The sequence below is a fragment of the Clostridium sp. UBA7791 genome (assembly GCF_002480755.1).
Classification (GTDB): Bacteria; Bacillota; Clostridia; order Clostridiales; family Clostridiaceae; genus Clostridium_J; species Clostridium_J sulfidigenes.
Genome location: NZ_DLCT01000005.1, coordinates 222,768 through 235,783 on the forward strand (window position 1 = coordinate 222,768; position 13,016 = coordinate 235,783).

Below are 13,016 nucleotides of genomic sequence, written 5' to 3' on the forward strand. Positions count from 1 at the left end.
AACTAAATTCTAAACTAATATTAAACTAGCATTAAAAATATAAAGATGCTAGTTTAATATTTTTTAAAAGACTATTTCATAAATATATATCTATATGGTATATTAAAACAATAGCAAAAAAATATATATGGAGGGTTTATTCATGATATTTTATTTTTCAGGCACAGGAAATTCTTTATACGTAGCAAAAAATTTATCCAGTAACCAAGGAGAAGAATTAATTGCAATTTCAAAGGAAATGAAACAAGATAAAGATTTTTATGAATATGACTTAAAACCAGGAGAAAAGATAATATTTGTTTATCCTATCTATGCTTGGGCATCACCAGCACCAGTAGTTAAATTCATTAGTAAATTAAAATTAAATAACTATAAGAACAATTATTTATCAGCAGTAGTAACCTGTGGCGAGAACATAGGAAATAACATGAAAATACTAGAGAAAAAGCTAGGAGCTAAGGGGTTAAAGTTAAATAGTGGATTTTCAATTGTTATGCCTAATAATTATATTATCCTTGGAAGAGCAGATGAAGATGATATTGTGAATAGTAAGATGTCTAAGGCTTTGGAGACCATTGGAGAAGTAAATAATCTTATAGGTGATAAAGTTAGGGATGTATTTAAAGTTGAAACAGGACCAATGCCTAAGGTTATGACAGCTATAGCTAATCCTATATTCAATAAGTTAGCTATAAATACTAAAAAGTTTTATGTTACAGATGATTGTATAGGATGTAAACTTTGTGAACAGGTATGCAATACTAAATGCATTAAAGTTGATAAAGTTCCTAAATGGGGAGATAACTGCTGTCAATGTTTAGCATGTATAAGTTATTGTCCTAAGGAAGCCATCCAATATGGAAAATATACAATTAATAAAAAGAAATATAAAAACCCTAAAATTCCTGTAGGTGAAATGATAATATAACAGGCAATGATTCTATATAGCTCAGTGAACTTTTAAAGACTCTCTTTAAGACTGTGACTTTACTTTTAAAACATGTATATATTTTTATAATAAAAATAATAATAAGAGTACGAAATTTAAAAGGGGAGTTCATCCATGAAAAACTTACTTAGAGTTATTTTTGTATTACTTATTTTCAATTTTATATTATATGATATAGCTTTTGCTAAGGATAGAAGTTATGCTTTAGCACATGGAAAAGAAGATAATAAAATTGAGGTAGCAGTAGCTATAAAAGATGATGGTATTTGGGCAGTGAATATAAATAACCCTTCAGAGAAAATAATGCTTAACAAAGGGGCTTATAGAGAGCCAAATATAAGTGAAAATGGTTATGTAGCCTATAGGGATATTAAGAATAACTTGTATGTAACAAAAATAGATTTTTATAAAAAAGTAGAAAATACTACTAATGTAGATGATAGTATTACTGCATATCAATGGGATAAAGATGGAAATTTAATTTATTCTAAGTCCACAGGTGGAGTATATATATTTGGAGTTAAAGATAAAACTAAAGAAATTTTCACTGGAGGAAAAGAGTTTTATACACAAATTTTATTAGGAAAAGATAACTCTTTATTTGCCACAAAGAATATTATGAAAAAAGGTAATTCGGATAATTATCCTTTTCCACTAGGAATAGTTAAGTTAGATTTAGCAACTAAAACAGAAAAAGTAGTGATACCATATATACCTATAAGTTCCCAAAATCATGATTTAGGGTTGGATCCAAAGATGGCTACCATCTCAATTAATGGAGTTAATTTAATTGTATGGTGTAGACCTAATTCTGCATCAATGACAGCAGATGGGGTGCCTATAGGAGTTTATAATGATGAAAGTAACAAGTGTAGAGAAGTACTTAATGAAGAGATTATAGTTTTAACTTATGAGGATATGATGTCTGCATCACCAATAGATGATAACTTAGTGGCTATTATAAATGGTGCATATAGGTTTATGAATGTAGATAAAACTTTAGGAATCTTAAATTTAGAAGATGAAAGTTTTAAAAAGATCACTAAGGATGGAGAAGTAGCTATGACTCCAAGTTATTCTAGTGATGGTAGAAATATAGTTTATTCAGCCTCAACTTATAGTGAAAATCTTCAGCAATGGGAAAATTCCAACAATCAACATATATATGAAGTAAACTTAGAAAATAATGAAATTACTAAATTGACTAACTCATCTGTAGGATGGGATTTTTATCCTAACTATATTAATGATGATAGTGAATTTGTATTTATAAGAAAAGATAAAAAAAATAAATTTTCTTTAATTAAGGGAAATAGGGAGGGGAAGGAACAAGTTATTATTGATAACATTTTACATTTGGATGATAGTGCCAGTATAAACGAGTATTTTTGGTATTATGGACATTACGATATGAGGAAGGTGTTGCATAATATGGAGATAACTCAATGATTTAAAAATTTAATACTTACGCGCTAAGATACACATATGATGAGAGGAAAGATAAATTTATGGAATTGACATTAGACATATTTCAAACAATGGCATTAGCTTCTATGGTTTTTTATTTTGGAAAATATTTAAAAGAAAAAATATCTATATTAGAAAAGTATTGCATACCTGCACCAGTTGTAGGAGGTCTTATTTTTGCAATACTTATGCTTATATTTAGGCTGACAGGATTTATCACTATTAATTTAGATACAACTCTACAAAATATTTTTATGACTGCATTTTTCACTAGTGTTGGGTTTACGGCTAGTATTAGAATATTAAAAAAAGGTGGTATAAAAGTATTAACATTCTTAATTTTATCAGTACTTTTAGTAATTCTACAAAATACAGTTGGAGTTGCTTTAGCAACCTTGTTTAATTTAGAACCCTTATTAGGAATTTGTACAGGCTCTATTCCTATGATAGGGGGACATGGTACAGCGGGGTCATTTGGACCTATTCTAGAAGAAATGGGAATTGCAGGTGCTACAACTGTATCCTTTGCTTCTGCGACTTTTGGACTGGTTATGGGAAGTATAATTGGAGGATTGGTTGCTAGAACATTAATTATACGTCATAAGCTTAATACTCCTATGAAGGAGGATGATGATAATACCTGTATGCCACTAGGAGATTTTAATGAAGATAATCAAGATATACTATGTCATAAAAGATTAATGTCAGGTGCATCTTGGATCTTTATAGCAATGGGAATAGGATCTATAATATCTAATTTTATTCAGGGAATTGGTTTAACTTTTCCATCTTATATTGGAGCTATGCTTGTGGCTGCAATTATAAGAAATATTTGTGATGCCACAAATATTGAGTTAGTAGAAAAAGAAATTGAAAATCTTGGAGGTATCAGCTTATCCTTCTTTTTATCTATGGCTCTTATGGGATTAAAGTTATGGGAACTTCTAGATTTAGCAATTCCTATGGTTGTTATGTTAATAGCACAAACAATTCTCATAGGTATATTTACATATTTTGTAACCTTTAGAATTATGGGGAGAGATTATGAAGCGGCAGTTTTTGCATCTGCAAACTGCGGATTTGGAATGGGAGCTACACCTAATGCTGTAGCTAATATGGATGCACTTTCAAATAAATTTGGATTTGCACCTACCCCATATTTTGTCGTACCAATTGTAGGATGCTTATTCATAGATTTCGTAAATTCTGCAATTATTACACTATTTATAAATATAATTCATTGAAGCCATTGATCAAAGTAATTATAGAATAACGACATATTAAAATATTAGAATATAAAAGAAAAAGCAATATACTATTAAAATGTAAAGAGTATGTTGCTTTTCTTAGGTTAAAATGTATGAAATTAATTCATAAAAGATATAATAATTATGAGATTAGAAAAAGTTGTTATAAAAAGGTAGCATAAATTCTTTCTATTAACATAGGTATTATATAGAATTATATTTTAAGAAATAATAAATAATACTATTTTTATAAATACTTTTTTTAATTATATAAAATATAAAAAATTTAAATGAATTATTAAATGGGTTATAGGTAATATTTCAAAAATAATTATTTTATATATGTTGACTTTATAAATTTATAAGTATAAAATTAATATAAATTTGCAAGTCGAAGAACGTAATAAAATGTTGAAATATATATTGAAATATATATAAAGTACATATTAATTATAAAGTAAATACAAAAAAATGGAGGGATTTTTATGTCTATATTAAAAGGATTAAATCCAGAAAAGGTTCTAGGCTATTTTGAAGAATTAACTAAAATACCTCATGGTTCAGGCAATGAAAAGGTTATCAGCGATTATTTGGCTAACTTTGGTAAGGAAAGAGGATTTGTAGTAATACAAGATGATGAGTTAAATGTAATCATTAAAAAACCTGCTACTCAAGGATATGAAAATGCACCAGTAGTAACAATCCAAGGTCATATGGACATGGTTTGTGAAAAGAATAAGGATAAGGTACATGATTTTGAAAAGGATCCATTAGAGCTTAGAATCGATGGGGACTATCTTTATGCTAATGGAACAACACTAGGAGCAGATAATGGAATAGCAGTAGCTTATGGATTAGCTATTTTAGATTCAAAAGAGTTAAAACATCCTGCTATAGAACTATTTGTTACTACAGGTGAAGAGACAGGTATGTATGGAGCTATAGCAGTAGATCCTAAAAATCTTGATGGAAAAATATTATTAAACATTGACTCAGAAGAAGAAGGAATATTCCTTGTAAGCTGTGCTGGTGGAGTTACTAACTATGTAAATATAAATACTCAATGGGAAGATGCCTCTAATGAAGCTTTAAAACTAGAAGTTAAAGGTTTAAAAGGTGGACACTCTGGTATGGAAATAATAAAACAAAGAGGAAATGCTAATAAACTTATGGGAAGATTATTAAATGCTATATCAAAAGAGGTAGATTTTAATATTTCTCATATAAGTGGAGGCGCTAAAAATAATGCAATTCCTCGTGAAGCAGAAGCTACAATTACAGTAGCAGCTAAGGATGTAGAAAAAGTTAAACAAATAGCTACAAAATCATTAGAAATATTTAAAACTGAGTTAAGAATACAAGATCCAGATGTAACTGTAATAGTTGAAAAATCAGAAACTAGCAAACAATTAACTAAGGAAGTAACTGAAAAAATAGTTTCTTACTTAGTAGTAGCTCCAAATGGAATTCAAACTATGAGTGAAGATATTAAAGGGTTAGTAGAAAGTAGTATTAACTTAGGAGTTATAGAATTTAGTGAAGAAAAAGTTACCTTTGTTTCTGCAGTGAGAAGCTCTGTAAAAACATTAAAAAATGCCATTACAGATGGAATAGATGTTGTAGCAGAATTAGTTGGTGCTGAGGTTATTAATGATTCTGATTATCCAGAATGGCAGTATGAACCAAACTCACCAATAAGAGATTTATGTATAGAAACTTATAAAAATGTTACTGGTGAAGAACCAAAAATAGATGCTATCCATGCAGGACTTGAATGTGGACTTTTAAAAGAAAAAATGCCAGATGTAGATATGATTAGCTTTGGACCAAATTTATTTGATGTACACACTCCAAATGAACATATGAGTATATCATCTGTTGAAAGAGTATGGAATTTTATAAAAGCACTATTAGAAAATATTAAATAAATGCCTAAGGTAAATTTTACTTTAGATATTTAATATAAAAATAAACAATTTGATTTAGGCATCCTGAAGAGTACTAGTTAATGTGTTTATATTTTTATCAATAGTATTAATTAAAGATAAAGATATAGCTTGTAGATAAATTAAACTTTTAAACATAGTAATTAGTGGCTTTTTTAGGGTGCCTTGTTAAAGAGTTACAAAGGAGGAGAAAAAATTTATGAGCCAAGAGAAAAGAAAATTATCTCAAAGTGCTTATGGTGGATGCAAAGGTGAAGAATATGTTCCTTTTATTCCAACATCAATGGCAATGCCAGAAACAACAGGTTATTCAATTATTTTAGGTATTATTTTAGCATGCGTTTTTGCAGCAGCTAACACATATCTTGGTCTGAAAGTTGGTATGACAATATCAGCTGGTATTCCAGGTGCTATTATTGCAACTGGAGTATTAAAAGGAATGTTTAGAAGAAATAACATTTTAGAAGCAAACATGGTAGCATCTTTAGCTGCTATGGGAGAATCCATTGCCGGGGGAATTATATTTATTTTACCAGCATTAATTTTATGGGGATTAAAATTAAGTATTCTAACTGTTGTTATTGTTACAATAATTGGTGGAGTTATGGGAGTATTTTTCATTACACCCCTTAGAAGATACTTAATCGTGGAAGAACACGGAAATTTAGTTTATCCAGAAGGTATGGCTGCAGCTGAAGTTCTTGTAACTGGTAGTGAAGGTGGACAAGGATTCAAAACAGTCATGACTGGTCTTGGAGTAGGAGCTGGATATAAACTTTTCTCAGGTGGATTTGCACTTTGGGGAGAGCAAGCTACTTATGTTATTAAAAGTTATCAAGGTACAATGATGGGATTTGACACTTTAGCATCACTTCTTGGTGTTGGATTTATAGTTGGTACTAGAGCATCATTACTTATGTTTGGTGGTTCTGTTATAGCTTGGTTTGCACTTATACCATTAATCAAATTCTTAGGAGTTGGACTAGCAGAGCCTTTATTCCCAGCTACTAAAATTATAGCTGAAATGAGTGCTAACGAAATCTGGGCTAACTATATTAAATATATAGGTGCTGGAGCTGTTGCAATGGGAGGATTTATTTCTCTTGCTAAGTCTATTCCTACTATTATCACAAGTTTTAAACAAGCTATGGGTGGAATAGGTGCAGGTAAAAATGATAAAGTAAGTAGAATTGATTTAGAAGCACCTCTTACTTGGGTTATTCTAGCAGCTGCTTTTGGATTTGCATTAACTTGGTTATTACCAATGGTTAATGGTGGATTTGTAGGTGGAATCATGGCAGTTTTATTCAGCTTCTTCTTTGCTGTTGTTTCAGCTAGAATGGTTGGTATAATTGGAGCATCAAACAACCCAGTTTCTGGTATGACTATAGCTACAATGTTATTTGTAACTACTGTAATTAAATTAACTGGTGGAGTAAGCCAAGAGTATATGACTAAAGCAGTACTAATAGGTGGAGTTGTTTGTGTCGCTATAGCAGTAGCTGGTGGAGCAGCACAAAGTTTAAAAACTACATTTATTATAGGTGGTACTCCTAAAAAGGTTCAAATAGGAATGTTTATTGCACTTTCAGTAGCAGGAGTTTTTGCAGCACTTGTAATTAACATGTTAAATACTGCTTATGGAATAGGTTCTGCAGATGTAGCAGCGCCTCAAGCTACACTTATGAAAATGATAGTTGAAGGTATTATGACAGCTCAATTGCCATGGACACTAATAATAATTGGTGCTGCAATTGCATTATTCTGTGAATTAGCTGGAATAGCAGTATTACCAGTAGCTCTAGGTATATACCTTCCAATAACTTTAAATGCTGCTATCTTAGTTGGTGGAATAATCAGAGAAATCGTTGAGAGAAAATTTGCTAAGGATCAAGATAGAAGAGGAGAAGTTGTTGAAAAAGGAACTCTTCTTGCATCAGGTTTAGTTGCAGGAGATGCATTGATGGGTATAGTAGTAGCTGGATTAGTAGCTGCTAATGTAAATATAGCATTCGGTAAGAATTTCTTAACAGGAATAACTCAAAGTAATCTATTTGCTTGTGTAATGTTCTTATTACTAGGATTATGGATTTACATGTTCTCTTGTAAAAAAGACAAAGCCGTTAAATAGTAAATCATAAAACAACTTAAAATCGCTTTGCCACAGGTAAAGTCTATCTGTGGACAAGCGATTTTAATAATTGGTAACAAATTAATTTATATAATAAAGAATAATAAAATGAATTAAAGAATATCTTATATTTAATAGTTATAAATAAGTTAGGAGGAATTTTGCATGAAAAATAAGAAAAAGCAAGAAGAAATAGAAAAACAAGCTCAAGATACAAAGCATAATTTTGCCCTTTATGTACCTGAAATTAAACAACAAAATTGGGAAGAAAAAGATGGTAAAGTTGTTATCCATATAAAAGTTACTGATCCAGTTAAAAAGTTTCTAGCTTGGATGGTTAAAAGAACTCCTGAAACTAAATTAGAACTAGATGAGAGATGTTCTACAGTATGGAAGTATATAGATGGAAATAGAACTGTTTATGATATTGCAAAGCTCATGGCAGAAATTTATAAAGAAAATGTAGATGGAGAGCTATATAGATTAGTAACTTATTTAAAATACATATCTAAAAGAGGATGGATAAAGTTTAAAGAATATGATAAAGAAGTTGAAATTAAATATACATAATATTTAATTAACATAAAATTTAAAATTACAAGACCTGTGTAAATACAAGGTTTATAGGTGTTAGAGAGGACAACCTTACATCATTGAAAGATATATGTAAGGTTATCCTCTTGTTCTATTTATACATGTAAGGTAAACTATATGTATGTCAAAAATGGGTACAAGTAGCAAGGAGTGAAAATTAGTGGGTTTAGATTTGATATTTATATTAAAGGCAATAATTATTGCAATAGTAGAAGGGTTAACAGAGTTTATTCCAGTTTCATCTACAGGACACATGATATTAGTTGGTAATGCTATTAACTTCCGTGGTGAGTTTGCTGATATGTTTCAGGTAGTTATTCAACTAGGGGCCATACTTGCAGTAGTGGTATTATATTGGAATAAGATTAAGGATAGTGTAATAGAATTTTTTAAATTCATATTCACATTTGGTAAGAAGGGTCAAACTGGATTTAAATTTGGAATTAATGTATTGATTGGATGTATTCCAATGGGAATAGTAGGAGTAATTTTTTATAAGCAAATTAAAAGTTTATTTAATCTTCAATCAGTAATTGTTGGATTATTAGTAGGAGGATTTTTACTACTTATAGTGGAAAACTTCTTTAGAAAGAGAAAAAGTAAAGCTGTTAAAAACATAGATGATATAACACCTATGCAGGCATTAAAGGTAGGAATATTCCAAGTTCTTGCTGTATGGCCAGGAATGTCAAGAAGTGCATCTACCATAATGGGAGGTTGGGTTGCAGGGCTCTCCACTCCAGTAGCAGCAGAATTCTCATTTTTCCTAGCAGTACCTGCAATGGTAGGATCATCAGCTAAAGATTTATTTGAATTTAACTATTCTATTATGACTCCAACCTTATGGGTTGCATTAATAGTTGGGTTTATTGTTGCCTTTGTTGTATCAATAATAGTTATGGACAAATTTGTTACTTTCTTAAAGAAAAAGCCTATGAGAGTATTTGCTATATACAGAGTAGCAGTAGGAGTACTACTTGCTGTGTTAGTATTTACAAAGGTTATTACCTTAGTAGCTTAAATTAAATGATAACTTTAATAAAAAAAGAGAACAAATTCATTGAAAAAATGAACTTGTTCTCTTTTTTTATAACTACCAACTACCAGATGATCCACCGCCACCGGAAGAACCTCCACCGAAGCCGCCAAAGCCGCCGCCACCGGAAGAACCACCGCCGCCGAAGCCACCAAAGCCACCGCCACCTCTAGGACCTCTTCCACCTCTACTAGTCCAAAACAACATTCGTAGTAATCTACCCCTATTGAAGATGGAATCTATAAATACAATGATGATGATAGCTATAAATATAAATATATTAAAACCATCATTATCCTCATAATTTTCTTCACTAGGCATTGTCACATTCAAAGACTTATCTAAGGTGACACCGTATTCTTTACTAGCATAATCACATAAAACACTATAACTATTTAGAATTCCTTCACTATAATTTCCACTTTTAAAACTTGGTTTTGCGATGGAAGTCATAACTCTACTTGAAAGTGCATCAGGTATTGCACCTTCAAGACCTCTTCCTACCTCTACTCTCCACTCCCTGTCATCTATGGCTACAAGAATTAAAAGACCATTATCTTTGCCTTTTTCACCTATTCCCCAGGTTCTAAAGAGACTATTGCTATAATCTTCAATTGGAGTATTGTTTAGGGTGTTCATTACAACAACTACAGCTTGAGCACCTGTTTTATCCTCAAGCTCCTTACCTAGAGAAACAATTTTATTGGCATCTTCATTATCTATAATACCTACATAGTCATTTAGATATTTATATACAGTTGGACTAGGATAAGTATCCTGTGCTAATGCACTAAAAGAAGAGAGTAGTAGTATAACAATAAGCAAAGAAAGACAGTGTTTTAAAAATTTAATTGCACTCTTCATCTTTATTTAGAAAAGTCTACAGAAGGGACTTCTGCAGCACCTGCACTTGCTTTATAAAATGGTTTCTCGTCAAATCCAAATAATGAAGCAATTATGTTGGTAGGAAATCTTAAGATTTTAGTATTATAATTTGTTACTACATTGTTATAATCTTGTCTAGCAATGGCAATTCTATTTTCTGTTCCTTCTAATTGCACTGATAAATCTAAGAAATTTTGATTAGATTTTAAGTCAGGATAATTTTCAACCACTACTAACAATCTAGAAAGAGCGTTAGATAGTTCAGTATCTGCAGCTGCTTGGTCAGAGATATTTGTAGCTCCTGCAAGTTTAGCCCTAGCATCAGCTATTTCCGTAAATATTTCCTTTTCTTGAGTTGCATATCCTTTTACTGTATTAACTAGGTTAGGGATTAAATCTGATCTTCTTTGAAGCTGAGTATCAATATTTGATTCCGCTGCACTAACTCCTTGTTTAAGAGTTACAAGATTATTGTAATTTCCAACTAAAAATACAGCAATAATAATCACAATAATTATTATAGGAAGGAAAACCTTCATACCTTTTTTCATAATTTATTCTCCTTTCAATCTTTGATTTAGTATATGTTTTAATTTCACATATTATATATGAATTAATCTTATTATTAACAAGATTAATTAGAAACATAAAGTAATGAGTTATAAATTAAAACCATTGCTTTACATTATATTCATTATAATCAAGAAAATTTACAAAATCAATGTAAATAAGAAAATCCTGTGATTTACACAGGGTTTTCTTATTTGAGGGGTTAATTTTTAGCTTCATTTATAATCGGGGGATTATTTATGAAGTACTTTTTACTTAATACTTAGGGGTTCCACTTTTAATATTACTAAAAAGTAATATTAAAAGTGGAGATACTTATTCCAGGGTGTAACTTATTTGCCTTAAATATTAGGAAATTAATTATCTCTTATATAATCTTGGGGAATTACTTACGAAATATTTATTATCTCCTGTTGATATTTATAATAAGGGTATATTGTGACATCTGTGTGACAAAATTATGATTAGATTATAAATAATTTTAGAAGGAAATTAATGTGATTAAAAATTAGGTGTATAAATTGAATAAAGTTTTTTAATGAAATAAGTAGCATAAAGCAATAATATATAAATTTAATAAATAACTATGGAATTATATTGAAAATAAAGATATAATTAGTACAACGAAAATTATGTAATACAAGTTATAAGGAGTGGGGAGAATGGAGATTATTAATGAAAAATTAAATGAAGTAAAGGAGCATATTAAAAACGTAACTTATTTAATTCATGCAGAAAGCTTAATACATTGGGATATGCAAACAGGAATACCATCTAAAGCTATAGATGGAAGAATTGAAGTAGTGGGATATCTATATTCAGAGTGTATAAAACTTATGACTTCTCCAAGAATAGGGGAATGGATAGAGTATTTCTCAGATAAAATGGACAAATTATCTTTCAGGGATAAAAAGATTATAGAAAATTTAAAAAGAAACTATGATGAACTTATAAAGATACCACCTGAAAGAAATAAAGAGTATCAAATGTTATGTTCAACATCAGAAGCATTTTGGAAACAAGCTAAGGCTAACAATGATTATGAAGGCTTTAAGCCATATCTAGCAAAGATAATAGAGTTTAATAAGGAATTTGCTGAATATATAGGATATGAAGGAAATATATATAATAAGTGCTTAGATGATTATGAAAGAGGATTGACTGTAGATAGGGTAGATAAAGTATTTAAAGAGCTTAGGGATGGTATAGTGGAGCTTTTAGAGAAGATTAAAGCCTCTAAGGTAAGTATAGACGAGTCCTTCTTTAAAAAGCAATTTCCTATCAAAGATCAAGATGAATTTGGTAAATTTGTTTTAGAAAAATTAGGATATGATTTTGAGGCAGGAAGACTAGATACTACTGTTCACCCATTTACAACTAACTTCGGAAATAAAGATGTTAGAATAACAACTAATTATGATGAACATGATTTTAGAAGTGCTTTCTTTAGCAATATTCATGAAGGTGGACATGGTATTTATGAGCAAAACTCAGCAGATGATTTAGAATATACAGGTATTTCAGGTGGAACTTCTATGGGTGTACATGAATCACAATCTAGATACTATGAAAATATTCTAGGAAGAAGTAAGGAATTTTGGGCTTATTTTTATCCAGAGGCTCAAAAGAGATTCCCTCAATTTGAAGGAGTTAATTTAGAAGATTTCTATAAAGCTATAAATAAGGTAGAACCTTCTTTAATTAGAACAGAAGCAGATGAATTAACTTACAGTATTCATATTATAATTAGATATGAGTTAGAAAGAGCTTTCATGAATAATGAAATCACAGTAGAAGGGTTGCCAGCTGCTTGGAATAAAAAATACAAGGAATATTTAGGTGTAGAGCCTAAAAATGATTCAGAAGGAATTCTTCAAGATACTCATTGGGGTGCAGGTTTAATTGGATATTTCCCAAGCTATGCTCTTGGTAATGTATATGGAGCCCAATTTTTAAATAAAATGAGACAAGATATACCTACCTATGACGAAGAAGTTAAAAATGGTAATTTTGCAGTGATAAAAGATTGGTTAAGAGAAAACATACATCAGTTTGGATCTCTTTATACTCCATCGGAGCTTATTGTAAAAGTAACAGGAGAAGAGTTAAATCCTAAATATTTCTTAGAGTACCTAAATAAAAAATACGGAGAAATCTACGAAATATAAGTGACACTCCAAATTTTATATTT

Annotated in this window: 10 protein-coding genes; 8 read left to right on the forward strand and 2 right to left on the reverse strand. The window is 30.2% G+C overall.

Going from position 1 to position 13,016, the window contains the following annotated elements; genetic code table 11:
• Nucleotides 1-142 precede the first annotated feature (142 nt).
• The 7 genes from B3Z56_RS06510 (at nucleotide 143) to B3Z56_RS06540 (ending at nucleotide 9,355) form a co-directional block, all read left to right on the forward strand.
• Nucleotides 143-928, forward strand: a complete 786-nt coding sequence (locus tag B3Z56_RS06510; RefSeq protein ID WP_346847310.1) for an EFR1 family ferrodoxin — start codon at nucleotides 143-145, stop codon at nucleotides 926-928.
• A gap of 135 nt (nucleotides 929-1,063) precedes the next feature.
• On the forward strand, nucleotides 1,064-2,398 hold the full coding sequence (locus B3Z56_RS06515) for a hypothetical protein (protein WP_346878495.1): 1,335 nt from the start codon (nucleotides 1,064-1,066) through the stop codon (nucleotides 2,396-2,398).
• 59 nt (nucleotides 2,399-2,457) lie between these two features.
• Complete coding sequence (gene gltS / locus B3Z56_RS06520; protein ID WP_346847312.1) at nucleotides 2,458-3,660, forward strand: sodium/glutamate symporter; 1,203 nt, start codon at nucleotides 2,458-2,460, stop codon at nucleotides 3,658-3,660.
• Between the two features lie 488 nt (nucleotides 3,661-4,148).
• A complete protein-coding gene (locus tag B3Z56_RS06525; protein WP_346877241.1) occupies nucleotides 4,149-5,591 on the forward strand; it encodes an aminoacyl-histidine dipeptidase in 1,443 nt (480 codons plus the stop codon).
• Nucleotides 5,592-5,808: 217 nt separating this feature from the next.
• The gene (locus B3Z56_RS06530; protein WP_346847314.1) at nucleotides 5,809-7,740 is read left to right on the forward strand and encodes an OPT family oligopeptide transporter; all 1,932 of its coding nucleotides are present in this window, start codon (nucleotides 5,809-5,811) and stop codon (nucleotides 7,738-7,740) included.
• A 165-nt stretch (nucleotides 7,741-7,905) separates the two neighbouring features.
• Nucleotides 7,906-8,310, forward strand: coding sequence for a PqqD family peptide modification chaperone (locus B3Z56_RS06535; RefSeq protein WP_346847315.1), 405 nt, complete (start codon nucleotides 7,906-7,908; stop codon nucleotides 8,308-8,310).
• A gap of 184 nt (nucleotides 8,311-8,494) precedes the next feature.
• Entirely contained in the window at nucleotides 8,495-9,355 is an 861-nt protein-coding gene (locus B3Z56_RS06540; RefSeq protein WP_346877242.1) for an undecaprenyl-diphosphate phosphatase, read from the forward strand.
• 72 nt (nucleotides 9,356-9,427) lie between these two features.
• Here B3Z56_RS06540 and B3Z56_RS06545 read toward each other — a convergent pair whose 3' ends face one another.
• Together B3Z56_RS06545 and B3Z56_RS06550 are read right to left on the reverse strand one after the other, a co-directional pair.
• Nucleotides 9,428-10,234, reverse strand: coding sequence for a TPM domain-containing protein (locus B3Z56_RS06545; RefSeq protein ID WP_346878496.1), 807 nt, complete (start codon nucleotides 10,232-10,234; stop codon nucleotides 9,428-9,430).
• Nucleotides 10,235-10,236: 2 nt separating this feature from the next.
• Complete coding sequence (locus B3Z56_RS06550; RefSeq protein WP_346847318.1) at nucleotides 10,237-10,806, reverse strand: LemA family protein; 570 nt, start codon at nucleotides 10,804-10,806, stop codon at nucleotides 10,237-10,239.
• 681 nt (nucleotides 10,807-11,487) lie between these two features.
• On the opposite strand from B3Z56_RS06550, the gene B3Z56_RS06555 reads away from it, so the two are divergent.
• Nucleotides 11,488-12,993 carry a carboxypeptidase M32 gene (locus tag B3Z56_RS06555; protein WP_346878497.1) on the forward strand — a complete coding sequence of 502 codons (1,506 nt, stop codon included), beginning with the start codon at nucleotides 11,488-11,490 and terminating at the stop codon, nucleotides 12,991-12,993.
• Nucleotides 12,994-13,016 lie beyond the last annotated feature (23 nt).

Coding starts and splice junctions, on each gene's coding strand:
- B3Z56_RS06545 (WP_346878496.1), bottom strand. CDS start 10,234: ATGAAGAGTGCAATTAAATTTTTAAAACACTGTCTTTCTTTGCTTATT.
- B3Z56_RS06510 (WP_346847310.1), top strand. CDS start 143: ATGATATTTTATTTTTCAGGCACAGGAAATTCTTTATACGTAGCAAAA.
- B3Z56_RS06550 (WP_346847318.1), bottom strand. CDS start 10,806: ATGAAAAAAGGTATGAAGGTTTTCCTTCCTATAATAATTATTGTGATT.
- B3Z56_RS06525 (WP_346877241.1), top strand. CDS start 4,149: ATGTCTATATTAAAAGGATTAAATCCAGAAAAGGTTCTAGGCTATTTT.
- B3Z56_RS06535 (WP_346847315.1), top strand. CDS start 7,906: ATGAAAAATAAGAAAAAGCAAGAAGAAATAGAAAAACAAGCTCAAGAT.
- B3Z56_RS06530 (WP_346847314.1), top strand. CDS start 5,809: ATGAGCCAAGAGAAAAGAAAATTATCTCAAAGTGCTTATGGTGGATGC.
- B3Z56_RS06515 (WP_346878495.1), top strand. CDS start 1,064: ATGAAAAACTTACTTAGAGTTATTTTTGTATTACTTATTTTCAATTTT.
- gltS (WP_346847312.1), top strand. CDS start 2,458: ATGGAATTGACATTAGACATATTTCAAACAATGGCATTAGCTTCTATG.
- B3Z56_RS06555 (WP_346878497.1), top strand. CDS start 11,488: ATGGAGATTATTAATGAAAAATTAAATGAAGTAAAGGAGCATATTAAA.